The sequence below is a fragment of the Hanstruepera flava genome (assembly GCF_023634025.1).
Classification (GTDB): domain Bacteria; phylum Bacteroidota; class Bacteroidia; order Flavobacteriales; family Flavobacteriaceae; genus Hanstruepera; species Hanstruepera flava.
Map to the genome: position 1 here is coordinate 771,447 of NZ_JALJCW010000001.1, position 25,050 is coordinate 796,496.

Here is a 25,050-nt window from a genome sequence, read left to right on the forward strand (position 1 = left end):
AATAAATTATTAATCAATGAGATGCTGAACGAAGTTGAAGCATCTCATTTAAAAGATTCTTGCTTTCGCAGGATATATTATGAATTTAAACCTAAACAATAAATACGCATTAGTCTGTGGTAGCACAGCAGGAATTGGAAAAGCAACTGCTGTGGCATTGGCACAAGAAGGTGTTCAAGTAACGCTTATTGCCAGAAATGAGGATAAGTTAAAAGCTGTTTTAAAAGAATTACCGCAACAACGCCATCATGATTATATTGTTGCCGATTTTTCAAATCCTAAAGCTTTAAAACAAAAGGTATCAAGCTATATAGCCGAAAATCATGGATTTCATATATTGGTCAACAATACTGGTGGTCCAAAAGGCGGGCCAGTTTTTTCTGCTGAACTAGATGAATTTGAATCAGCTTTCACAAATCATTTAAAATGTAATCACGTATTAGCGCAAACCGTTGTTCCTTTCATGAAAGAAGAAGGCTACGGTAGAATAATCAATGTTATTTCAACATCGGTAAAACAACCACTTGATGGGCTCGGCGTCAGTAATACCATTCGTGGTGCTGTAGCCAATTGGAGCAAAACTCTGGCCAACGAATTAGGACAATTTGGTATAACCGTAAACAATGTGCTACCAGGTGCAACGGGTACTGAACGCTTGACAGAAATTATTAAAAACAAATCGGCTAAAACTGGTAAAACTGAAGATGAAGCCGCTAATGCCATGAAACAGGCTGTCCCTGCCAAACGCTTTGCAAGACCCGAAGAATTGGCCTATGCCATTACCTTTCTCGCTAGTGACTGTGCTAGTTATATTAACGGAATCAATCTCCCTGTTGATGGTGGGCGAACTAAAAGCTTATAGAGTTTATGAAACTGCGTTTAACTGGAGCATTCTTAATTCTTTCCTTTTGTAGTTATGCACAATATGCCATAAAAAATTACTCGAATGCAACCATTGATCAATTACCAATGGTGAGACAAATTGCTGATTGGATTCAATTTCATGATATTGACAACGTTATTCCCCTATTGTCGGACTCATCAATTATAGATCAAACCTTTTTGAATATCGAGTCTAGTTATCTTTCAATTGAATACCCCAGAGACAAAATTGAATTTTCCGAAAACAAAGCCATTGAAGATAAACGCAACATAGTTTGGTACGAACGTAATTTTTATAAAGTCTCAAAATCGAAATTAAAGCCACGCTATCAAATATATATCACTGTTGAGTTTATCGAGGGTTCATATCGAGTTATTGATTTATCTTTAGGGAAAAACAAAAAAATAAACACGAGTCAATATGACAAAAATTGATGCTAAAGTTTGTAACTTTAGGTCATTCATTTATTAAAACATAATAGTATGAGCACAATATATCCACCTATAAATTTTAAAGCTTGGATTGAAGAAAACAGACATCTTTTAAAGCCACCTGTTGGTAATAAAGTGGTATGGAAAAGTGGTGATTTTATTGTTATGGTGGTAGGCGGACCAAATAGTCGTAAAGATTATCATTACAATGAAACTCCTGAATTCTTTTATCAAGTTGAAGGCGACATGGTTTTAAAAATTATTGATAACGGTATACCTAAAGACATCCATATTAAAGAAGGTGACATTTTTTTGTTACCACCTAAAGTACCGCATTCACCACAACGCGGTGCCAATACTGTAGGTTTGGTTATTGAATATCCTAGAGAGGAAGGTGTTCAAGACGCATTATTATGGTTTTGTGAAAACTGCACGACGAAGTTGTACGAAGAAGATTTCACATTGGATAATATAGAAACAGATATGCCTAAAATATTTGATGCTTATTATGGTGATAATGACAAACGTACCTGTCCAAATTGTGGCGAGGTTATGCAACCACCTAAAAAAGTACAAATAGAAGACTAATTAATTTTTAACCTTTTAGACGAAATAGTAATCTTAAAAATTGAGATTGCCACGCCAAATGGTTCGCAATGAAAACTATGGAAAAACGTAAATTAAGAATAAACGGTCATTCACACCTTCTGCCTTATCCTGAGGAGATTCCACAATTCATGAAAGATAAAGGCATTTTTTGGGTAGATAAAGATCGAAAATTTATGCTTCAAAAAGATTGGAACAGACCTATTACTGATTCTAGTTTCTTTCTTAATGAAAAACTAGCATGGATGGAGCGTTTTAAAATTGATCATGCCGTAGTTTTAAATCTTTCACAGCTTTATGGTAATGGTTTACGTGTTGAAGAGATGAAACAGGCTTTACGTTTTCAAAATGATTTCAATGCCAAAATTCAACATGAAAACCCAAGTAAATTTACCTGTGGTTTTGTAGTTCATCCTGGTTTTGTGAGAGGTGCTTGTTGGGAAATTGAACGTTGTGTTGAAGAGCTAGGCATGCAATTATTGTGCTTACCAACGCATTATATGGATACTATTGGAACATGGCGTTGTATTTTTGATGAGGAAAATGAGCCTATTTTCGAATTGGCCAATAAATATAATCTAGCTGTAGAAATTCATCCATATGATGGTGAAAAATTTATTAAACTAGAAAATACGGCATGGCGTTTTCATCTTATTTGGATGCTAGCACAATGTGCAGATGCCTATCATTTTTTAACCTTAAATGGTTATCAAGATAAATTCCCTAATATGCGTACTTGTTTTGCACATGGCGGACAATTGGCCCAAATTAATTTAGGAAGACGAATTCAAGGTTTTGATGGACGTCCAGATTTGTTTGAAGGTAAAAGTCACCCAAGGAAAGCTGTAGGTCATAAAAATATCTTTTTTGACACCTTGGTACATGACACAGGTTCTTTAGAATTATTAATCAAGAACCAAACCTCTAAACAGGTTTTGGTTGGTTTAGACGATCCTTATCCTTTAGGTGAAATGGAAAGTGCCAAACAATCTTCATATCCTGGTAAAATTCTAGATTTAGCCATAGAACGCAATATCATTTCTGAAACAGAACGCGATGCGATGTGGGAAGACAATGTTATTCAATGGTTATGCGGCGATGATGAAAACGCTAAACAAAAATTAGTAAATAGAATTTTAGGCTAATGCATTTTCTTTCTGATGATTTAGATCAATACATTGTAAAGCATTCTGAAAACGAACCAGAATTATTACAACAACTAACTCGAGAAACCTATCAAAAAATATTACAACCACGTATGTTAAGTGGTCATTACCAAGGTCGGGTTTTAAGTATTCTGTCTAAATTAGTTAATCCTAAATCTGTTTTAGAAATTGGCACTTATACAGGTTATTCTGCATTGTGTTTAGCTGAAGGGATGCAATCCAAGGGCGAGCTGCACACTATAGACATTAACGAAGAGCTATATGATTTTCAACGCAAATATTTTGACTTGTCTCCTTATGGAAAACAAATTTATCAGCATTTAGGAAATGCATTGGAGATTATTCCAAAACTCAACACAACCTTTGATTTGGTTTTTATAGATGCTGATAAAGAAAATTACTCCAAATATTTTGAACTCATTATTGACAAGCTTAATTTGGGCGGTATTATCTTGTCTGACAATGTTTTGTGGAGTGGTAAAGTTCTCGATACAAAATTCAAAAAAGAGGACACTTCTACGCCTGCCTTGATTGCATACAATAAACTATTAAAGGAAGACCCAAGAGTTGAAACGGTTGTATTGCCTATTCGCGACGGGTTAACGATAAGCAGAAAGGTATAAAATTCCTGCGAATGCAGGAATCTGTTTTGAGAATATTTTAATAAATTCGTTTACAGTTGATATAAAATATTTAATGATTCCCTATCAGGTCGTTTATAATAATTTGTTCAAACTCCTAAACTGAAATATGAACATAAGGATTCTAATTTTTTCATTATTAATTAATTGCAACATCTATTCTCAAAATTATGAAAAAGAGAATCCGATAAGTATAATGCTGCTAAATTGTTATGAAGGAAGTGAAATGGATGAAACGAAAATTGATTTTTCTGACTACTTTGCTGTTTATGAAAAAGAAAAACATATAACAACTAATTTCAAAATAAAAAAATACAATTCTGATAGTAATGCTCAACCAAAATTTTTAATCAAAGGATTAGACTCAATAAAGAATTCAACCAATGGGAAATGGGTTAATAGAAAAATGTATCCTGGAGAAACTATAATATTCTCTGTTCTTAACTCTGAAAATGAAGAAAAAAGTGGAATTTACTCAATTTATACTAAAGGTAAATTAATAGAAACTGAAAATAACGAATTTCCTTATTTTAAGAAAATAGAAGATTATGAATTAAGAGTTGCTTTTGGAAAGACTAATATAAGTATTGTAAAAATGGATATTTCTTCCTTTCCCTCTGGAGGTTTTGAAGGCGGAATTTATATTTATTGGATAGGAGATTTAAATGGAGACAATCGTCTTGATATGCTAGTTGGAACTTCGACTCACTATTCAGGAATTGAATTAATCTTCTATTTGTCTAACTACAACGATAACAAGTTATTTACAAAACATATAGTCGGAAGTTGTTCTTCCTGCTAAAAACGACTATTACCAAGCGGCATAAAAAGTCGCTAGATTTAATCTTTCAAAAAAAAAGGAGATTTGCTTACTTAAACAATAAGATTCCTACTTTCGCAGGAATTTTACAACTTCCGTCTAACAGAACCTGTAAAATCTTCTAGATCGTCTTTTACTTTATTAAGTTCTTCTTGTACATCTTTTGCCACACCAGTATCTATTCCGTTAGCATCGGCACTTTTGGTAATTTCAGTTTTAATATCGTTAGAAGCATCTTTAAGCATACGCATACCCTTGCCCAAACCACGAGCAATTTCAGGTATTTTATCTGCACCAAATACCATGACCACTATAAATAGTATAAACATGATTTCGGTTGTGCCTATAAATAAAAACATAGCTTAATTTTCACACCACAAATATAGTAAGTAGTTGGCATTGAAAATAAAAAAAGCCGACTAATATTAGTCGGCTTAATAATTTATGTAAGTAAGATTAATTTTTTACTTCGTTTTTAAACTCATCAAATTTAGATTGCTTAATTTCTTTTGGCCATGAGTTGTTTGATGTATCAACGTCAGCTGTTTCTAAATTAGGGTCAACTGTAATTTTTACAATTTCCTTATCTGAAGCCACTGCTTTACTCACTTCTTTATCGTTTAATCTCCAAATTTGCGCTGGGTACTTTTCGGTTTTAGAAGTACCGTCAGCATAAGTATACTCTACAATAATAGGCATAACCAATCCGCCTGGCTTTTCAAAAGTAATATTGTAAAAATATTTTGGTTCTTTAATTTTGGCACGTTCTTCCTCAGAGAAATTATCCATAATATACTCTTTAAGTGTAGGTGAGTTCTCTAATAAAGTACCATTCTTTAAGCTTTCATTATACTCTTCGCTACCTTCTTCAACCATATAAACTAAAGGTGGTAGGTCACTCATTTTCATACCTCGTTGCTTAACAATATTTTTTACATACTCATTAGGCTCACCAGAAACGTAATATTTTTTAACTTCTTTTACACCCATATCCACATAGTCAGTAGTATAGAACCAACCTCTCCAGAACCAATCTAAATCGAATGCTGAAGCATCTTCCATAGTTCTAAAGAAATCTTCTGGTGTTGGGTGTTTAAACATCCATCTATTTGCATACTCTTTAAAGGCGTAGTCAAATAATTCACGTCCCATAACGGTTTCTCTTAAAATGTTAAGAGCCGTACCTGGTTTACCATAGGCATTATTACCAAATTGATAAGTATTCAAACCTTTGGTCATAATTGGCGCAATAAAATCTTGATCACCACCCATGTAAGGCACAATATTAGCTGCAGGCCCTCTTCTTGAAGGATACTTATCATGGCCTTCACTTAAAGCCGCTGGATACCACTCACCAAAATCTTGCTCGGCTACATACTGAACAAAGGTATTTAAACCTTCATCCATCCATGTCCATTGACGCTCATCACTATTCACAATCATTGGAAAAAAGTTATGCCCAACTTCATGGATAATAACGCTAATCATACCATATTTAGTTCTGTCACTATAATTACCATCTTTATCTGGACGACCATAGTTAAAACAAATCATAGGATATTCCATTCCTTGGTTTTTAGCGTGTACCGAAATGGCTTTATGATATGGATAATCGAATGTCATTCGAGAATAGGACTTTAAAGTACTTGCCACAGCATAGGTTGACCATTCTTCCCACAATGGGTTTCCTTCCTTTGGATACATTGAAACGGCCATAACATCTTTACCTCCAATTTTAACCGCCATCATATCCCAGATATATTTTCTTGATGAAGCAAAACCAAAGTCACGAACATTTTCAGCGTAAAACTTCCAGGTTTTAGTATCTGTAGCACGCCCTTTTTCTGCTGCTTCAGCTTCTTCTTGAGTTACAATCATTACAGGCTTGTCGTATGATTTTTTTGCCTGCTCATAACGTTTCATCATTTCTTTACTGAAAACTTCCTTTCGATTGGTTAGTTTTCCTGTTGCATCTAAAATATGATCTGAAGGCACTGTGATATTTACTTCAAAATTTCCGAAAGGCAATGCAAACTCATCACGTCCCCAAAATTGTGAATTTTGCCAACCTTCTACATCACTATAGACAGCCATTCTAGGGTAAAATTGTGCAATAATATAATTTCTGTTTCCATCTTCTGGAAAGTATTCATAACCCGAACGGCCACCCATGTTAACATAATCGTTAACATTGTACCACCATTTAATTGAGAAAGAAAACTTTTCTCCTGTCATTAAAGGTTTTGGCAACTCAATACGCATCATGGTACGATTTATCATATGCGGCAAATCTTTTCCAGCTGCATCTTTTACTTCTTCTATTTTGAATCCACCATCGAATCCCTCTGTCATGTAAGCAGAAGCAAACGCACCCGCTTGTTGAGCAGGAGCAACACCACTACCCTGGATTAAAGGTGATTGAGAGTCTTTAGCTCTCATATTTTGGTCTAACTGTACCCATAAGTAGCTTAATGGGTCTGGAGAGTTGTTGTGATAGGTAATGGTCTCAAAACCAGAAATTCTAGCTTTATCATCGTCTAAAACAAGGTCCATTTTGTAGTCGGCTTGCTGCTGATAATAAGCAGGACCAGGAGCACCAGATGCTGCTCTGTACATATTTGGACTTGAAAACTCGTCATACAATTGCTTAAACTTGTTGTTATTAGTATGACCTGGTTTGCGTTCTGGTTTTTCTTCCTCTTGGGCAAATGCACCTACGGAAACAAACAGAACAGATAAGAAAATATACTTTAAATGTTTCATCGTTAAAATTGGTTACTAAAAATTGAAGCGAAAATTAACGATTTTTTAAGCTACTTTTTAGGTTTACTAAAAGTTTAACAAACCTTTATCATTTTCCTTAATAAGAATGAAGCTCTTGTTTTTACCGTTAATTTTTGTTCTTACAATGTTTTGTTGTTCACTGTAAAGATCAAATAATACTTGATTGCTAATTTCAAAGGATTGAATAGAACTCACACTTTCGATTTCTAAATAGCAATACATAATGTCAGCTTCATACTCTTTACCTATAAATGTCATGACCGCTTCTTTGCCATTAATCTTGATTTTAACTTTTTCTTTCAAGTATCGTTCAGTATAAAAATCTACTTTAGAAGATTCGTCCTCAATGGCCAACGTAATATTTGAGTCATAACGCTCACGTAACAATTTTTCAAAATCGTCGATAAAAATCCGTGATATTATTTGAACAGATCTTTTTTCTTTTACAAATTCTATTTGGGTAATACTCACATAATATTCATGAACGCTTGTAAACGCCATAAGTGGAATTATTGCCAATAACAGGAATTTTAAAATATGCTTCATTGGGTTAAAAAATATGTACAAATGTAATTATTCAAAAAGTATTCCAAAGCCGGATTAGTTTTTTGTTGTATTTAAATTATTCTTAAACACAACTAATTTTTCTTTTAAATATTCAAGAACCAACATGTCTGATTGATTTTTACAACGCGATAAAAAATCGTCTTCTTCAGAAACAAAATAAAAAAACTCTAAATGGTAAGCTTCATTCAAAGGATTCATCTCAAATAAATATTCTGATAATCTAACTTTAATACTATACATTAAAGTTTCTTTTTCTTCTAATTTTATTCTGTTTTTCAGTTCTTTTGTTCGGCCAGTAATTGCATTAATAATGGGGTTCAATGGCACTATGCCTCCTCCAGTAGTAGCCTCTGTAAGCCTACGCTCACTTTGCGTTTTAGGCGGACCTTGATAACTTGGGATACCTGCTTTTTTTGAGGTCATGGGTTCACCTTCAACATTACCAATATCTGACAATATATCACCAGATAGAATCTTTCCAACAACAACTTGATCGAGGGCATTAATTTGCTGTTCAAGCCTCACTTCTAAAATTTCTCCTTTAATCATGTCCTCGTCTACAATGATGGACAATAATTTGTGCTGTATGGATGAAAAAACAAGGGTATCGTTTATAGAAGCTGAAATTTTAAATTCACCATAAACGTTTGTAATGGTAAACTTTTGTGCCGTTTTATTGATAACATGAACATTTTCGACATCTAACGGACTAACAACCTTACCTAAGAGCTCTTTGTCTTGAGATAAAACAGATTGTACCGCAAAAGTAAAAGCAAAGATGAGTAAGAGCTTATTCCTTGCCATTATTAGAATTTAGAAAAAGCTTACTCTGATCGTTTAAGTATTGAATAAGCTCCATTTCATTACCGTCTTCCAACAATTTTTGATCGAAATTTTTCGCATTAACATATGCAATAAAGTCATCTACTTTATCATGTGGTATATTAAAATTCCCCTCTATAAAAGCTTGCGAGTATTTTGCGGCTAATTCATCAGTAGTGTTTGGAGGCAAATTACGATTCTTATTGCTTTTTTTAAACAACCTATTTAAGCCAAATATTCTTGCAAAATCAACACCGTTATAATACAATCCTTCACTTGTAATGATATTTCTAACTTCAGAAAATTCATCTTCTCCAAACTCCATATCACTCAAATCCCCAAAGTGCATCTCAATATAACGTTGGTCTTCAGCATTGTCAATATCTACATGAATTTCACCAGTTAACAATGACGGTAATAAAATAACCTCACTTAATTTATTTAATTCTTCAACAAGAAAAAGTCGTAATATTTTGGAGTCAATAACATCTTGAGTTATAGAAACTTCTACAGAAACATATTGTAGCGCTGAAACTTCTACAACATCATTTAGAGCAACCTTCAATTTAAAATCACCGTTCTCATCGGCAACTGTTCCTTTATTGGATGACGTGTTAAAAATGGTTACACCCTCAACATCATTTTCTGCAATTATTTTACCATTAACCTCAACACGATTAATGGTTTGAGCAGATAAAAACAAGCAAAAAACAAATAATGAAACAGTTAGCAAATATTTTTTCATAGCGATAAGTTTGGTTCTATAAAGAAAACACATCGGTCTCAAAATATGGCCTAAAAACAGCATAAACTTTTGTTAAAACCAATGTTTACTTAAATTTACGAAAATTGAGCAAATGAAAAAAATAATAATTGCAAGTACTTCAACTGTATATGCAGGAGAGTATTTAGACTATTTACTTACAAGCTTATCAGAACTATATCAAACCACAAATGAAGTTTTATTTATTCCTTATGCCAGACCCAATGGTATATCTCACAATGATTATACATCAAAAGCACGCGACGCCTTCAATAAAATAGACAAGCATATAACTGGTATTCATGAATATGATAACCCTATTAAAGCTGTTAAAGAGGCTCAAGGCATTTTTATTGGAGGTGGCAACACTTTTGTACTAGTTAACCAATTATACAAAAACAGTATATTATCAGAACTAAAAGAATCTATTAATAATGGTACACCCTACTTAGGAACCAGTGCTGGCAGCAATATTTGTGGCCTGACTATGAATACTACCAACGATATGCCCATAGTACTGCCTCCAAGTTTTAAAACTTTAGGGCTTGTGCCCTTTAATATCAACCCACATTATTTAGACCCCATTCCAAATAGTAAACACATGGGTGAAACCCGTGAAACCCGTATTAAAGAATTTCATTGTTTTAACACCCAACCTGTTGTTGGCTTAAGGGAAGGCAGTTGGATAGACGTTAATAACAACCAATTCATTTTAAAAGGTGAGCATACAGCCCGGGTTTTTGAGTATAACAAATTACCTTACGAAGTAGAACCTGGATATAATTTTGTAAATTTAAAATAACCAACATGAACATTATTGCTGAAAGCGATCGTATTTATTTAAGGGAGTTCATACTTGATGACGCCTTACATTTTTACAATATGAATTGTGATAATGATGTTATAAAATACACAGGCGACAAGGCTTTTGAGACGCTAGAGGAAGCTACAGAATTTCTAAAAAATTACAACCAATATCAATTATTTGGTATGGGTCGCTGGGCTGTATGCTTAAAAGCAGATGATTCATTTTTAGGTTGGTGTGGCTTAAAGTACCATCCAGATGACAAACTAGTTGAAGTTGGTTATAGGTTTTACAAATCAAATTGGAATAAGGGTTATGCTACAGAAAGCGCTAAACTCACCATTGAATATGGGTTTCAAATCTTAAAACTAAAAGAGATTTTTGCCCATGCACACGAAGCTAATTTAGCTTCTCATCGAGTAATTGAAAAATGCGGATTAACATTTATTGAAAAAGGTACCTATGATAATATGCCGGCCAAACTGTATAAGATTAACAACCCATTTTATATCATTAAACAAATCACAGCTTTAGAAACCTATCCAGTTCGTCATCCTATTTTAAGAAAAGGGAGACCAATAGAGGATTGTGCTTTCGAATTAGACAATGAAGAAACCACATTTCATTTAGGCCTTTTTTTTAAAAATAATTTGGTAGGTGTTGCATCCTTTATAAAAAATAACAATAAACTGTTTCATGAAACCACACAATACCAGCTGCGCGGCATGGCTGTTTTAACAGCCTATCAAAAAAAAGGATTAGGAAATTTGCTAATTGAAGCTGGTGAAGACATGCTTTTAAAACATTGCTCTAGATTATGGCTTAATGCACGCCAAATTGCATTAGGCTTCTATAAAAACAAGGGTTATAAAATAATTGGTGAACCATTTGAGATAAAAAATATTGGTATACATTATACCATGACAAAAGAATTATTTTAAAAAAATTACATTTTGACATAAAAAAAGACTCTGAACAAACAGAGTCTTTTTCCTTACTAACCAACCATAAAAAAGTAATTCACATTACTTCTTTTTCAATTCTTTTTTAATGACATTTTTAGCGTCTTTTGCATTTGATAATTCAGCATACTCTAAAGCGGTATGACCTTTATCGCATTTAGTCTTTAAGTTCGCTCCGTTGTCAATTAAAACGACCAACACATCAGTTCTGTTATACTTGGCTGCATACATAGCTGGTGTCAAGCCATTCCATTTTTCGTTTACGTCGGCTCCTAATTCAATTAATTTTTGAACGGTTTCAACGTCTCCTTTCACAATAGACATGTGAAAAGGGCTTTTTTCTTTAACTGCAGTTTCTATTGCACTGTTCGTAAGTTCATTTACATTTTCTGCATTAATAGCTGTAAAAGAACAACTTAATGCAATTGCTGAAAGAATGATTGTTTTTTTCATGATGAATGATTTTTGATTAATGAAATATTTTTTGATATACTAAAGAGACGACATAAAAATGAAACTGTTACACTAAAAAATTATAAATAACAATTATTTAACGCTTTCAACTACAATCTGTTAATTCTTTATTAAACGGAAACTTCACGTTAATCTTCTGGAGATGTATACTTAAAACATTGGTAATGCTATTTTTTTGTAAGCCTCAATTCCAACAAAAACCAATAAACCATTATCTTTGATTTCTAAATATATTCTTAATGAACAAGAAAGTTATTTTAATGATTCTTGATGGCTGGGGAAAATCTCCAGACCCAAAAGTTTCGGCAATAGATCACGCGAAAACACCTTTTATTGATAGCCTTTACAACAACTATCCCAATGCTAGTTTAAGAACAGATGGTTTACATGTTGGTTTACCCGAAGGGCAGATGGGAAACAGCGAAGTTGGACACATGAATTTAGGTGCCGGACGTATTGTATATCAAGATTTAGCAAAAATTAATCTTGCTGTAAAAAATAAAACTCTTGAAAATGAAGCAGTTCTAGTAAATGCATTTAACTATGCGAAAACTAACAATAAACCTATTCACTTTTTAGGCTTGGTTAGCGATGGTGGTGTACACTCACATATTAATCACCTATTTGGATTAATTGATGCTTCCAATCAAGCAGGCGTAAAAGAATCCTTTGTTCATGCTTTTACTGATGGCCGTGATGTTGATCCAAAATCTGGTTTTGGTTTTATTACCTCTTTAGAAGAACATATTAAAAATACCAATACCAAACTAGCCTCTGTAACCGGTCGTTACTATGCCATGGATAGAGATAAACGTTGGGAACGTATAAAATTGGCTTATGATGCCATAGTAAATGGTAAAGGTAAATTAACCAACAACCCAACCAATGCCATTACAGATAGCTATAACAACAATATTACTGATGAGTTTATTGAACCTATTATTTGCACCAATAACCTTAACGAACCGCTTGCTACTATTAAAGACGATGACGTGGTTATCTTTTTCAACTTTAGAACCGATCGTGGGCGTGAATTAACTGAAGCTTTATCTCAAAAAGATTTTCATGAACAAAACATGCACAAATTAGATTTGCATTATGTAACCCTTACCAACTATGATGAAACATTTTTAAACATCAATGTAGTTTTTAATAAAGATAATCTACAGGATACTTTAGGCGAAGTGTTGGAAAAACATAATAAAAAGCAAATTCGTATTGCAGAAACGGAAAAATATCCACATGTTACGTTTTTCTTCTCCGGTGGTCGTGAAGAACCTTTTCATGGTGAAAAACGTATTTTAAGAAACTCACCCAAAGTAGCCACCTACGATTTAAAACCTGAAATGAGCGCCTATGAACTTCGTGATGCCCTAATTCCAGAACTTGAACAAGGTGACACCAATTTTGTCTGCCTTAATTTTGCCAATGGTGATATGGTAGGACATACAGGCGTTATGGATGCTGCCATAAAAGCTTGCGAAGCTGTTGACACCTGTGTAAAAGATGTCGTGACCACTGCTTTAGAAAACAACTATACCACGCTGCTAATAGCAGATCATGGTAATTGCGAAACCATGATAAACCCTGATGGCACTCCACATACAGCACATACAACCAACCCAGTACCAATAATTCTTATTGACAAAGACTTAAAACAGATTAACGATGGTGTTTTAGGCGATATGGCACCAACCATATTGAAACTAATGGGAATAGAACAACCAAAAGCTATGACGCAACATAGCTTAATTTAATAATACTTTTGTAATTTAGTTGGTTTAAAATGAATTTCACAGACAAACTTATTATTGCAGTAGATTTTGATGGTACCATTGTTGAAGATGCTTATCCTAAAATTGGTAAACCAAAATTATTTGCCTTTGAAACATTAATGCGACTCAAAAAAGATGGTCATAGACTAATTTTATGGACTTACAGAAGTGATGTGCGTTTAGATGAAGCGGTCGAGTTTTGCAAAGAAAACGGATTAGAATTTTATGCAGTAAACAAAAGTTTTCCTGAAGAACGATTCGACTATTCTAAAAGCCGAAAAATCCATGCTGATATTTTTATCGACGATAGAAATATTGGTGGTTTTATGGGTTGGGGTGAAATTTACCAAATGTTAACCAACCCAAAATATCACCCTAATAAAATAAATAAGAAAAAGGGGTTATTTTCGTTTTTTTCTAAATAAATTACCCTCTGGTCAGCTCAAAATATTCTTTATCTATTTGTTCTTGAAAATCAGGATGGGCTATATTAACCAATGCTTTTACTCGCTCTTTTATTGTTTTACCATACAAATTGGCTATACCATTTTCAGTTACAACATAGTGCACATGGGATCGGGTTGTTACAACTCCTGCACCAGGTTTTAAGGAAGGTACAATTCTACTAATACCCTTATTGGTTATTGATGGTAAAGCAATTATGGCTTTTCCGCCTTCACTTAACGAAGCTCCTCGAATAAAATCCATTTGTCCGCCTACTCCACTATACATTCTGGTACCTATTGAATCTGCACACACCTGTCCAGTCACATCAACTTCAATAGCTGAATTAATGGCGACCATCTTTGGGTTTTGTTTGATAATAGATACATCATTAGTATAATTGGATGCGCGCATTTCAATAAACGGGTTATCATCTACATAATCGTACAAACGCTTTGAACCCATTAAAAAAGTAGTTAAAGCACGACCTCTATTAATTCCTTTGTAGTTTCCGTTTATAACATCTTTCAAAATTAAATCAATAACACCATCTGAAAACATTTCTGTGTGCAACCCCAAATCCTTATGATTTGTCAATTTTGATAGTACGGCATTAGGAATGTTGCCAATACCCATTTGCAAGGTGCTTCTATCTTCAATTAAACTTGCGACATGGGCTCCTATTTTGTTTTCAATTTCTGTAGGCTCTGTCATATTATGTACAGGTAAAGCCTCGTCACATTCAACAAAGGAATCTATTTCAGAAATATGAATTATACCTGCACCATGAGTTCTAGGCATTTGCTTATTAACTTGGGCAATAACATGATCGGCATTATCAATAGCAGCTAAAGTAGCTTCAACAGAAACACCCAATGAACAATACCCATGTTGGTCTGGAACAGACACATGAATAAATGCAACTTGTAAATCCACAATATTTCGCTTAAAGAGTAAAGGCAATTCACTTAAAAAAACAGGAGTATAGGATCCGTTTCCAGCCTTTAAAGTATGACGCACGTTCTTTCCAATAAAGAAAGAATTAACATGAAAACTATCCTTCAATTCTGGATTGGCATAAGGCGCCTCACCTTCGGTATGCAGTTGGCAAATTTCAACATTTCGCAACTCCTCGTGTCTAGCGGTAAGTGCTCGTATTAGAACTTGAGGTGCAGCAGCTGCAGCCTGCAAATACACTTTATCGTTTGACTTAATAATTTTTACAGCATCTTCTGCACTTACAGGTTTATACATAACTTTTAATTTAGAGTACAAAGGTCTAAAAAAAGAAAGTATGAAAAACTGTCAAAAGTCATTTTTTCCCAACATTAAATACCTTGTTAATTTTAGTATCTTTGCACATATTTTTTAATTATGATAATAGTAAAAACCAAGGAAGAAATAGAATTGATGCGCGAAAGTGCACTTGTAGTTTCAAAAACTCTAGGAATGCTAGCTAAAGAAGTTAAACCTGGTGTTACCACACTTCAACTCGATAAACTAGCTGAAGAATTTATAAGAGAACAAGGGGCTATTCCTGGTTTTTTAGGTTTATATGACTTTCCAAACACCTTATGTATGAGCCCTAACTCGCAAGTTGTTCATGGGTTTCCCACAAATGAACCTTTACTTGAAGGTGATATTATTTCAATTGATTGTGGTGCTATTAAAAATGATTTCTATGGTGATCACGCATACACCTTTTCAGTAGGCGAAATAGATACTGAAACACAAAAATTATTGGATGTAACCAAAGAATCGCTTTATGTAGGTATTCGTGAGTTTAAATTAGGCAACCGTGTTGGTGATGTAGGTTTTGCCATTCAAAAATACTGTGAAGCCCATGGTTATGGTGTTGTTCGTGAATTAGTAGGACATGGTATAGGTAGAAAAATGCATGAAGACCCTGAAATGCCAAATTATGGTAAACGTGGTCGTGGTAAGAAATTTATTGAAGGTATGGTGGTAGCCATAGAACCTATGATAAATATGGGAACACACCGTATTAAACAACATAGAGATGGTTGGACCATTACTACTTTAGACAACAAACCTTCGGCACATTTTGAGCATGACGTGGCTATTGTAGACGGCAAACCCGAATTGCTCTCAACATTTGCTTACATCTATGACGCTTTAGGTATTGAAAGCCAAGAAGAAGATGAGTTTAGACAACAAGCTTTAGTGCTTTAATTCGTGGTGCATAAACTTTTTAAAATAATCTTAAATACCATTCCGAGACCAATCCTAATTCGGTTGAGTTATGTTATACGTCCTATTCTTGAACTTTTTCTAAAAGGAAACAACTACACAGATCCTATAGACGGTAAAAGCTTCAAAACCTTTTTACCTTATGGTTACGGTAATCAGCGAACTAATGTATTGTCGCCTTCAACGCTTTCTTTAGAACGCCATAGGTTACTTTGGTTATATCTTAAAAACGAAACAAACTTCTTTACCGATCATTTAAAGGTTTTACATTTTGCACCAGAACAAGCTTTTTATAAACGATTTAGAAAACTTAACAATTTAGATTATACTACAACAGATTTAAACTCACCATTAGCAGATATAAAAGCCGACATTTGCAATCTCCCTTTTGAAGATAACAGCTATGATGTTATTCTGTGTAACCATGTATTGGAACATATACCTGATGACACCAAAGCCATGCAGGAATTATATCGTGTTATGAAACCTAATGGTTGGGGCATTTTTCAAATTCCACAAGATTTAAATCGAGAAACAACTTTTGAAGACAATAGCATAACCGATAAAAACGAACGCGCTAAAATTTTTGGGCAGTATGACCATGTTCGGGTTTATGGCCGTGACTACTTTGACAAATTACGAGCTATCGGATTTAGAGTAGAGGCTGTAGATTATACTGATACACTTTCAACTACTGATGTTGAAAAATACTGTTTGGCATTTGGCGAACTTATTCCTGTTGTCAGGAAATAGTTATCATTACGAGTGAGGTAGTTACACGGCAATCTCTTATAATATGAATAGATTACCACATCCCGATGAATCGTAATTCGCAATGACAGTTTATTCTTCAGGAAAACCATTTAAAGATAACGTTTCCAATTCCCCTTTTTTATTTTCAAAAATTAAAAACACCTTTAATTCTGGGTGAGACTTTAAAAACTTCTGAACATTTTCAACACCCATAGCTTTAAATGCTGTAGCATAAGCGTCTGCAGTCATACAGTTTTCTGCCAGTACCGAAATGCTTAACAAATTCGTTTTACTTGGGTAACCTGTTTTGGTATCGATTATATGGGAATATCGATTGCCATTTTCGTCTATCTTAAATTTTCTATAGGTCCCAGATGTTGCCATGGCTTGGTTTGTAATGGTTATAGCTTTTAAAATAGATTGCTCACCATCAAAACGTGGCATCTCTACACCTACCATCCAAGGTTTTTGTTTTTCTGCATTTTTGCCTCGTGCATGTATTTCGCCTCCTATTTCAACCAAATAATTGCTAATACCTTTTTTACTTAAAAAATAAGCTATAACATCTACACCGTAACCTTTTGCAATGGCATTAAAGTCTAAAAAGGTGTTTTTAGGCAGTCTAAACTTTTCTTTGGGTAATTCTACTTTATCAAAACCTACACCTAACATTAAACTATCAACTTTTAAACTGTCTAGACCAACTATTTTCCCTTCAGGTCCAAAATCCCATGCATTAACAACAGCACCTATTGTAGGATCAAAGGCTCCATTGGTCGCTTCATAAATTTGTTTTGAAGCCTCAAAAACGGTCAAAAAATGATTATCAAAATGAGTCCATTCATTTCTATTAATTTTTGAAATAATTGAATTGGTTTGATATGTAGACAAGGATTGATTTATAACATAAAACAAGCTATCAAATTGCTTTTGATAATTTACTTGAGACTCATAGATTATAGAATATGAAGTTCCAAATACCTGGCCAGACGATTTGATATTAACCTGCTCATCAATTTTTTGGTTGCATGACAGTATTAAACTTATGGCTAATAAAAGAATACTGTTCTTCATCTAGTTTAAATGGGTTTCAATAACTTGAATACCGTTATATTCAATTAAATAATTCTCATTAAAGTATATTGGCAAATCTTCGCCTTCTGGATTACCTAAACCAACTCCAGCATATAATACTTTGGCATCCTTTTCACGAGCATGCTTTTTAAAGGTTTCCATCCAAACCACATCATAGTTATTAGGATTATCTGGTAAAATCACAGCTCTTACGATTACAAAAAAATACTGGCTGTTTTTATCAATACACACAAATTGCGGATGTTTTTTCAACTTACTATTTATGGCTACAAATTCAAAACCACGCTTCTCCAAATCCTTTCCAACGTGATTCATTGCTAAATTATGGAGTTCTTGTTCTGTAAGTGCTTTCTTCATGGTGCAAAAATACGACAATGAATTGAAAATAAAATTTTGTATCTTTTTAATTGAAAAAGAAAGCTATAGTGTCATGAAAACCTCAACTCGATTTCATAACGCCATTCAAAAATTGTACAATGCGTTTCATAACAATACATTGCATCCTGAAGATTGTAAACAATGTGCCGTTGGAAACATTTTAAACAATCAGGATTTTTGGAAACACATTTCTGATGACCATGGATCATTGAAACTTAACTATGTTGGTATGGTCAATCAAAAATTAGGCAAACGTTTTAACGGTTATTCACCCTTGGAATTATTACAAATAGAACAAGCCTTTTTAAAAGGTTGTGGTTATGTTTTACCGCTTCACCATAAGAACCCAAAACCTAACAACCCAACAGATCCTGACAATTTATTTAAAGGACTCTCTAGTGTTATAGAAATACTTTGTGAATTGGATGATATTCCAAATGTGATGGATTGCTCAAAACTATTTGCCTATCCAATAACCCATAAAAGCCCTGTTTTTAATTAAAAAAAGCCCAATACTTTCGTATTGGACTTCATATTATTTGGTTATGATAATGACGATTATCGTCTATCCTCCAAAGTCATCAAATCTGATATTTTCATCTGGAATTCCAAAATCCTCTCCCATCTTTTGAACAGCCTTGTTCATTAATGGTGGCCCACAGAAATATAACTCAATATCTTCTGGAGTTTCATGATGGTTTAAGTAATTATCTATTACACAGTTGTGAATAAATCCAACAAATCCATCTCCAGGGGCATCAATATTTTCTTTCACTTTCCAGTTATCTTCTGGTAATGGTTCAGATAATGCTAAATAGAATTTAAAGTTCGGGAAATCTCTTTCTAACTCACGGAAATGCTCCAAATAGAACAACTCACGCTTAGAACGACCTCCATACCAGTACGTTACTTTACGACCCGTTTTTAAGGTTTTAAATAAGTGGTATAAGTGTGAACGCATTGGTGCCATACCTGCTCCACCACCCACGTATAGCATTTCTGCATCAGACTCATTAATAAAGAACTCGCCGTAAGGTCCAGAAATCGTAACTTTATCACCTGGTTTTTGAGCAAAGATATATGACGATGCCACACCAGGATTCACATCCATCCAACCGTTTTTGTTACGATCCCATGGTGGCGTAGCAATACGAACGTTCAACATAATATCACGTCCTTCAGCTGGGTATGAAGCCATAGAATAAGCTCTTTCAACTGTTTCGTCATTTTTCATGACTAATGGCCATAATCCAAATTTATCCCATTCGGCTTGAAACTTGTCTGGTGTATCATGCTCTTCAGGATGAGCTGTAATATCAATATCTTCGTATTTTATTGTACAAGCAGGAATTTCAATTTGGATATATCCACCAGCCTTGTAATTCATATCTTCAGGAATTCTAACCACAAACTCCTTAATAAATGAGGCTACGTTATAATTACGAACCACTTCTGCTTCCCATTTCTTGATACCAAAAACCTCTTCAGGAATAGTAATCTCCATATCCTGCTTAACTTTAACCTGACAAGCCAAACGCGCACCATGTTGTAATTCTTTACGTGTAAAGTGTGGTGTTTCTGTTGGAAGGGCTTCACCTCCTCCATCTAATACATGGCACTCACATTGAATACAGGTACCACCACCTCCACAAGCTGATGGCAAGAATATTTTTTGGTTTCCTAATGTTGATAATAACGTACCACCTGAAGCTACTTCTATTTCTTTTTCACCGTTAATTTTAATCTTAACCGGTCCAGAAGGTGATAATTTTTGTTTTACAAATAATAATAATGCAACCAATAACAAGGTAACCACTAAAAAGGCTACTACTGTGGTCATGATTGTTCCTAATGTACTTGAAGCTAATATCATGTTACTCGATTACTTTTGTATTGTTAGCTAATTCTTTTTCAGTATCATTCAGCTCATCTACTTGAGCTGATTTCGTTTCTTTTGCGGCTTCATCATCGCCACCTGTTAACATACCACCGAAACTCATAAACCCGATAGCCATTAACCCTGTAATGATAAACGTAATCCCTAAACCTCTCAAGGCTGGCGGTACATTTGAATAACGTATTTTTTCACGAATAGCGGCAATAGCTAAAATGGCTAAAAACCATCCAATACCTGAACCAATTCCGTAAGTTGTTGCTAATCCTAAAGTAGCTATTTCACGAGATTGCATAAATAAAGAGCCTCCTAAAATGGCACAGTTTACTGCAATTAATGGCAAGAAAATACCAAGTGAATTATATAATGATGGTGAAAACTTTTCTACAACAATTTCTACCAATTGTACCATAGTTGCTATGGTAGCAATAAACATGATAAACGATAAGAAACTTAAATCGTAAGCTGCATATTCTTCACCTAACCATGACAAAGCTCCTGGCTGCAACAAGTATTGGTCTAATAACCAGTTTAAAGGAACTGTTATAGCTAATACAAAAATAACCGCTGCTCCTAAACCAACAGCTGTTGAAACTTTTTTAGATACTGCCAAGTAAGAACACATTCCCAAGAACGTGGCAAATACCATGTTATCTATAAATATTGATTTTAAAAATAATTCTAAATGTTCCATAGTTTATATTTTCAAACTATCCAATCAAGGACAATCTATCTTTTAATGATCTTCTACTAATGCTTTGTTTCTTGTACGTTGTACCCAAATAATAATACCCACAACAATCAATGCCATTGGCGACAATAACATAAACCCGTTATTTTCATAGCCTAAAGCATATAATCCTGTAGGGCCTGTTTCTGGTGTTCCAATTGGATCTCCCAATACTGGAATTCCCAACAAGGTACCTGAACCTAATAGCTCTCTGAAAAATCCTACTATAATAAGAATAACACCGTACCCAGCAGCATTACCAATACCATCAAGGAATGAACGCCATGGACCGTTTCCTAATGCAAAAGCCTCAAAACGTCCCATAATGATACAGTTCGTAATAATCAAACCAACGAATACTGAAAGCGTTTTACTTAATTCATATGCAAATGCTTTTAGCACCAAGTCAACAATAATTACCAAAGTTGCTACAACAATAAGTTGTACAATAATTCTAATCTTACTTGGGATAATATTTCGCATTAACGAAATCACCACGTTTCCAACACCTAAAACAAACAATACTGAAATAGACATAACGATTGAAGCTTCCAATTCAGCAGTAATCGCTAATGCCGAACAAATACCTAATACCTGAATAGTAATTGGATTATTATCCGCTAATGGATCAGTAATTAATTTGGCGTCTTTTTTTGATAAAAGTCCCATAAATTAGTTGTTTTTTAAATTTTTAAAATAAGGTACGTAAAGCCTTAAATCGCTTTTAATCATAGCAGACACACCATCGCCAGTAATAGTTGCTCCAGCAATAGCATCTACTTCGTTATCTGTTTTATCTTTATTTGTTGGATCGGCATTACTTTTAGAAACCGTAATTCCAGCAAAGTTTCCATTGGTATCCAATAAGTGTTCACCAATAAAATCGTCCATAAAATAACGTTGCTTGATATTGGCTCCTAAACCTGGTGTTTCACCTTTATGGTCAAAATAAGCACCTTGAATAACCATATTTTCGTCCATAGAAACATAGCCCCAAATAGCATCCCAAAGACCTTTACCATAAATAGGCGCTATATAATAAGTCTGCCCATCTTTCTCACCAATAAATAACGGAAGACGTCTTGAGTAATCTGCTTTTTTAGCTGCAGACTTCTCTTTCTTAACATCAATTAAGTAAGCTTGGTCATCTTCACTAACTTCTCCATCTTGAATAACCAATTGTTTTGTAATAAACTCTGAAAACGCTTGAGGTGCTTTGTCAGTAGAGATAAACGTTGCACTGCTTTCATCATTTTCATTCACACCCATTGCGTATAGGATGTTCTGTTGTTTTTCCAAACGTTTGTTTTCAGAGATGGTAGGCTCTAGTGATGATGCTGCAAAAGCAAGCAACGAACCAACCACAACAACCATTGCAACAGCAAAGATTATAGTATATATATTAGAATCTGTTTTATTACTCATAATTACGCCGTTTTAACTTTTAAACGCTTCATACGTCGTTTTACATTTCCTTGAACTACATAGTGGTCGATAGTTGGCGCAAACACGTTCATAAGTAGAATTGCCAACATGACACCTTCTGGATACGCTGGGTTGAATACTCTAATAAGGATAGAAATAAATCCAATTAAAAATCCATATATCCATTTACCTTTATTGGTTTGCGAGGCTGTAACAGGGTCTGTCGCCATAAACACCGTACCAAAGGCAAAACCTCCAATTAATAAGTGGTGCCACCAGGTTGTGCTCATCAAACCGTAAAACTTACTAGATTCTGTTATCCAACCGGCATCAACAACACCATTGAAAATTAATCCCATAAGCAATGCCCCAATAACCGAAGACAACATAATTCTCCAACTTCCAATCTTGGTAAAGATTAAGAACAAGCCTCCTAATAATATTAACAAGGTAGATGTTTCACCAACCGAACCTGGAATAAACCCATAGAACATATCGGCTACAGAATATCCCAAATCTTTGCCTTGGGCTAAACCACCTAGAATGGTTTCCCCTGAAATGGCGTCTAATTCAGCACCAGCTGCTATTTCATTGGCACGTTCAACTGCTCCATGAACCCAAACCTTGTCTCCAGACATCCATGTTGGATATGCGAAGAATAAGAATGCACGTATGGTTAAAGCTGGATTAAGAATGTTCATTCCTGTACCTCCAAAAACTTCCTTTCCAATTACTACACCAAAAGCTACAGCTACAGCAAGCATCCATAACGGTGTATCAACAGGTACAATTAATGGCACTAACATTCCAGTTACCAAATACCCTTCTTCTACTTCGTGTTTTTTAATAACCGCAAATAAGAACTCAATAGCTAAACCAACCCCATAAGACACAATTACAAGTGGCAAAATTTTAATTAAACCAATGTAGAACGCATCCCATGACAAAAACTCAACTGGAGTTCCAAATGCTGCGTAGTGTTGATAACCCGCATTAAACATACCAAATATTAAACAAGGAACCATAGCCATGATTACCGTGTTCATTGTACGCTTTAAATCGTCTGCCACTTTTATATGAGTTCCATTGTGCGTGGTCTCATTTGGCAAGTATAAAAAAGTATGAATCGCGTTAAACGCAGGAGCCATTTTGGTCCCTTTATACTTTTCTTTTAAATTATGTAATGTACTTTTTAAACCCATAGCTATTTATTATCCTATTTCTTTAATCATTACGTCCAATCCTTTTCTAATAATCTTCTGATGTGGTTGTTTAGACACACAGATAAATTCAGTTAACGCAAAATCTTCTGGTGCTACCTCATACATTCCAAGAGCTTCCATCTCGTCTAAATCACTGTACATACAAGCTTTTAGAATCTGTAATGGATAAATATCTAAAGGAAAAACCTCTTCATAATTACCTGTAAGTACAAATGCACGATGTTCTCCATTAGTATTGGTATCCAACTCATATTTTTTATTAGGTGTTAACCATGAAAATGTCATAGCTCTAGATGTAGAAACCTTATTAAATACAGGCTTGTTCCAACCAAAGAATTCATAATCATCACCTTCAGGAATTACCGTAATCGTATTACTGTAATAATCTAAAGCACCATCTGGTTTTACTTGCTTTCCAGATAAAACATTACCCGATATAATACGATCGTTTCCATCTTTATCTACGCCATTATCATAAACCATTGTGGCAACTTCGCTACCTATTTTGGTTTTAAAATATCTTGGCTTCTTTACTGAAGACCCAACCAACGCTACAATACGCTCGGCATTGAACTTACCAGTTAACAAAAGCTCACCAATAATAACCAAATCTTGCCCACTGACTGTCCAAACGACCTCACCTTTGTTAACAGGGTCTATTTTGTTAATTTGAGTCCCAACATTTCCAGATGGATGTGGACCAGAAACCGTATGAAGTGTTACACCATTTAGTCCTGCTAGTGGTGAATTTGAATTCTTCCCTACGCAAACATGAACTTGACCTTCTGTCATTTTACCTAAAGCTGTTACTGCAGCTTGCAATTCAGCTTCTTTCCCTTGCAAAACATAATCTAAATCGGCAACAAGCGGAGCTGATGCATAACCTGAAATGAAAATAGCTTTAGGTGCTTTGTCTGGATTGGCAATAACATCGTACGGACGTTGTTTAATAAACGGCCAACATCCAGAAGCCAATAAATGAGCTTTAACAGCATTACCATCAGCAGACTCTAAATTAAACGCGCCAAAATCCTTAAAGCTTTGTTCTTTATCTGCTTGGATTTTAATAGCATCTACGCGTCTTTTAGGACCTCTTACAATTTCTAAAACTTCCCCAGAAACTGGCGAAGCAAATAACATAGTATCGTTAGATTTATTATAAAAAATAGCCTCTCCAGCTTTTACTTTCGCGCCTTCTTTTACAATAAGTTTTGGAATAATACTATGAAAATCTTCAGGTCTAACAGTGCAGAAGTTGCTTACTATTGCATTTTCAGTTGCTTTTTCAGCGGCACCCTTAAGTTTAATGTCTAGACCTTTTTTAATCTTAATGTCGTTTGACATGCTTATAAATCTATTTGTTAATAGTAAAATATAATGGCGATTTTTCTGTAAACT

At 34.5% G+C, this 25,050-nt stretch carries 28 protein-coding genes; 13 read left to right on the top strand and 15 right to left on the bottom strand.

The annotated features are described in order from the left end of the window. The first annotated feature begins 79 nt into the window (after positions 1-79). From MTX13_RS03660 to MTX13_RS03685, 6 genes are all read left to right on the top strand, one after another. Complete coding sequence (locus MTX13_RS03660; RefSeq protein WP_250433029.1) at positions 80-862, top strand: SDR family oxidoreductase; 783 nt, start codon at positions 80-82, stop codon at positions 860-862. Positions 863-867: 5 nt separating this feature from the next. Then, on the top strand, positions 868-1,317 hold the full coding sequence (locus MTX13_RS03665; protein ID WP_250433030.1) for a hypothetical protein: 450 nt from the start codon (positions 868-870) through the stop codon (positions 1,315-1,317). Between the two features lie 48 nt (positions 1,318-1,365). Beyond that, the gene (locus MTX13_RS03670; protein WP_250433031.1) at positions 1,366-1,902 is read left to right on the top strand and encodes a 3-hydroxyanthranilate 3,4-dioxygenase; all 537 of its coding nucleotides are present in this window, start codon (positions 1,366-1,368) and stop codon (positions 1,900-1,902) included. A gap of 77 nt (positions 1,903-1,979) precedes the next feature. Next, positions 1,980-3,065, top strand: coding sequence for an amidohydrolase family protein (locus tag MTX13_RS03675; RefSeq protein WP_250433032.1), 1,086 nt, complete (start codon positions 1,980-1,982; stop codon positions 3,063-3,065). Beyond that, the gene (locus MTX13_RS03680; protein ID WP_250433033.1) at positions 3,065-3,709 is read left to right on the top strand and encodes an O-methyltransferase; all 645 of its coding nucleotides are present in this window, start codon (positions 3,065-3,067) and stop codon (positions 3,707-3,709) included. Before MTX13_RS03675 ends, MTX13_RS03680 begins: the two co-directional genes overlap by 1 nt. 127 nt (positions 3,710-3,836) lie before the next feature. Then, on the top strand, positions 3,837-4,529 hold the full coding sequence (locus MTX13_RS03685; protein WP_250433034.1) for a hypothetical protein: 693 nt from the start codon (positions 3,837-3,839) through the stop codon (positions 4,527-4,529). A 104-nt stretch (positions 4,530-4,633) separates the two neighbouring features. Here the strand turns inward: MTX13_RS03685 and MTX13_RS03690 are convergent, their stop codons facing one another. From MTX13_RS03690 to MTX13_RS03710, 5 genes are all read right to left on the bottom strand, one after another. Then, positions 4,634-4,906 (bottom strand): Sec-independent protein translocase subunit TatA/TatB, encoded by a 273-nt coding sequence (locus MTX13_RS03690; RefSeq protein WP_223032890.1) that lies wholly within the window; start codon positions 4,904-4,906, stop codon positions 4,634-4,636. A gap of 97 nt (positions 4,907-5,003) precedes the next feature. Then, positions 5,004-7,310 carry a M1 family metallopeptidase gene (locus MTX13_RS03695; RefSeq protein ID WP_250433035.1) on the bottom strand — a complete coding sequence of 769 codons (2,307 nt, stop codon included), beginning with the start codon at positions 7,308-7,310 and terminating at the stop codon, positions 5,004-5,006. A gap of 66 nt (positions 7,311-7,376) precedes the next feature. Continuing rightward, positions 7,377-7,877: a DUF6702 family protein gene (locus MTX13_RS03700; protein ID WP_250433036.1), complete on the bottom strand. Its 501-nt coding sequence runs from the start codon at positions 7,875-7,877 to the stop codon at positions 7,377-7,379. A 54-nt stretch (positions 7,878-7,931) separates the two neighbouring features. After that, the gene (locus tag MTX13_RS03705) at positions 7,932-8,702 is read right to left on the bottom strand and encodes a carboxypeptidase-like regulatory domain-containing protein (RefSeq protein WP_250433037.1); all 771 of its coding nucleotides are present in this window, start codon (positions 8,700-8,702) and stop codon (positions 7,932-7,934) included. Further along, positions 8,689-9,465: a carboxypeptidase-like regulatory domain-containing protein gene (locus MTX13_RS03710; protein WP_250433038.1), complete on the bottom strand. Its 777-nt coding sequence runs from the start codon at positions 9,463-9,465 to the stop codon at positions 8,689-8,691. Before MTX13_RS03710 ends, MTX13_RS03705 begins: the two co-directional genes overlap by 14 nt. Before the next feature lie 112 nt (positions 9,466-9,577). On the opposite strand from MTX13_RS03710, the gene pepE reads away from it, so the two are divergent. Next, the gene (pepE, locus tag MTX13_RS03715) at positions 9,578-10,285 is read left to right on the top strand and encodes a dipeptidase PepE (protein WP_250433039.1); all 708 of its coding nucleotides are present in this window, start codon (positions 9,578-9,580) and stop codon (positions 10,283-10,285) included. Between the two features lie 5 nt (positions 10,286-10,290). Beyond that, positions 10,291-11,229 (top strand): GNAT family N-acetyltransferase, encoded by a 939-nt coding sequence (locus MTX13_RS03720; RefSeq protein ID WP_250433040.1) that lies wholly within the window; start codon positions 10,291-10,293, stop codon positions 11,227-11,229. Positions 11,230-11,313: 84 nt separating this feature from the next. On the opposite strand, the gene MTX13_RS03725 is transcribed toward MTX13_RS03720, so the two are convergent. Next, positions 11,314-11,703, bottom strand: a complete 390-nt coding sequence (locus tag MTX13_RS03725) for an ankyrin repeat domain-containing protein (RefSeq protein ID WP_250433041.1) — start codon at positions 11,701-11,703, stop codon at positions 11,314-11,316. A gap of 260 nt (positions 11,704-11,963) precedes the next feature. Between MTX13_RS03725 and gpmI the strand changes: the two genes are divergently transcribed. Beyond that, complete coding sequence (gpmI, locus tag MTX13_RS03730) at positions 11,964-13,481, top strand: 2,3-bisphosphoglycerate-independent phosphoglycerate mutase (RefSeq protein ID WP_250433042.1); 1,518 nt, start codon at positions 11,964-11,966, stop codon at positions 13,479-13,481. 29 nt (positions 13,482-13,510) lie between these two features. Next, complete coding sequence (locus MTX13_RS03735; RefSeq protein WP_250433043.1) at positions 13,511-13,924, top strand: BT0820 family HAD-type phosphatase; 414 nt, start codon at positions 13,511-13,513, stop codon at positions 13,922-13,924. Position 13,925: 1 nt separating this feature from the next. Here MTX13_RS03735 and MTX13_RS03740 read toward each other — a convergent pair whose 3' ends face one another. Further along, positions 13,926-15,197: an acetyl-CoA hydrolase/transferase family protein gene (locus tag MTX13_RS03740; protein WP_250433044.1), complete on the bottom strand. Its 1,272-nt coding sequence runs from the start codon at positions 15,195-15,197 to the stop codon at positions 13,926-13,928. 120 nt (positions 15,198-15,317) lie between these two features. Here MTX13_RS03740 and map point away from each other — a divergent pair, with 120 nt between their 5' ends. Both map and MTX13_RS03750 read left to right on the top strand, forming a co-directional pair. Then, a complete protein-coding gene (gene map, locus MTX13_RS03745) occupies positions 15,318-16,136 on the top strand; it encodes a type I methionyl aminopeptidase (protein WP_250433045.1) in 819 nt (272 codons plus the stop codon). Between the two features lie 6 nt (positions 16,137-16,142). Beyond that, positions 16,143-16,907, top strand: a complete 765-nt coding sequence (locus MTX13_RS03750) for a class I SAM-dependent methyltransferase (RefSeq protein ID WP_250433859.1) — start codon at positions 16,143-16,145, stop codon at positions 16,905-16,907. 90 nt (positions 16,908-16,997) lie between these two features. Here MTX13_RS03750 and MTX13_RS03755 read toward each other — a convergent pair whose 3' ends face one another. Beyond that, complete coding sequence (locus MTX13_RS03755) at positions 16,998-17,981, bottom strand: FAD:protein FMN transferase (RefSeq protein ID WP_250433046.1); 984 nt, start codon at positions 17,979-17,981, stop codon at positions 16,998-17,000. Next, positions 17,982-18,359, bottom strand: coding sequence for a Na(+)-translocating NADH-quinone reductase subunit F (locus MTX13_RS03760; RefSeq protein WP_250433047.1), 378 nt, complete (start codon positions 18,357-18,359; stop codon positions 17,982-17,984). It abuts the gene before it with no gap. 73 nt (positions 18,360-18,432) lie between these two features. Here MTX13_RS03760 and MTX13_RS03765 point away from each other — a divergent pair, with 73 nt between their 5' ends. Beyond that, positions 18,433-18,882, top strand: coding sequence for a Na(+)-translocating NADH-quinone reductase subunit F (locus MTX13_RS03765; RefSeq protein WP_250433048.1), 450 nt, complete (start codon positions 18,433-18,435; stop codon positions 18,880-18,882). 63 nt (positions 18,883-18,945) lie between these two features. Here the strand turns inward: MTX13_RS03765 and nqrF are convergent, their stop codons facing one another. The 6 genes from nqrF to MTX13_RS03795 are packed head-to-tail and all read right to left on the bottom strand — an operon-like array spanning position 18,946 to position 24,996. Next, positions 18,946-20,253 carry an NADH:ubiquinone reductase (Na(+)-transporting) subunit F gene (gene nqrF / locus MTX13_RS03770; RefSeq protein WP_250433049.1) on the bottom strand — a complete coding sequence of 436 codons (1,308 nt, stop codon included), beginning with the start codon at positions 20,251-20,253 and terminating at the stop codon, positions 18,946-18,948. Between the two features lies 1 nt (position 20,254). Further along, entirely contained in the window at positions 20,255-20,968 is a 714-nt protein-coding gene (gene nqrE, locus MTX13_RS03775; RefSeq protein WP_223032869.1) for an NADH:ubiquinone reductase (Na(+)-transporting) subunit E, read from the bottom strand. 42 nt (positions 20,969-21,010) lie between these two features. Further along, the gene (locus tag MTX13_RS03780) at positions 21,011-21,673 is read right to left on the bottom strand and encodes an NADH:ubiquinone reductase (Na(+)-transporting) subunit D (RefSeq protein ID WP_250433050.1); all 663 of its coding nucleotides are present in this window, start codon (positions 21,671-21,673) and stop codon (positions 21,011-21,013) included. 3 nt (positions 21,674-21,676) lie between these two features. Beyond that, positions 21,677-22,429, bottom strand: coding sequence for a Na(+)-translocating NADH-quinone reductase subunit C (locus tag MTX13_RS03785; protein WP_250433051.1), 753 nt, complete (start codon positions 22,427-22,429; stop codon positions 21,677-21,679). A 2-nt stretch (positions 22,430-22,431) separates the two neighbouring features. Continuing rightward, entirely contained in the window at positions 22,432-23,631 is a 1,200-nt protein-coding gene (locus tag MTX13_RS03790; RefSeq protein WP_250433052.1) for an NADH:ubiquinone reductase (Na(+)-transporting) subunit B, read from the bottom strand. Between the two features lie 9 nt (positions 23,632-23,640). Then, positions 23,641-24,996 carry a Na(+)-translocating NADH-quinone reductase subunit A gene (locus MTX13_RS03795; RefSeq protein WP_250433053.1) on the bottom strand — a complete coding sequence of 452 codons (1,356 nt, stop codon included), beginning with the start codon at positions 24,994-24,996 and terminating at the stop codon, positions 23,641-23,643. Between the last annotated feature and the right edge of the window lie 54 nt (positions 24,997-25,050).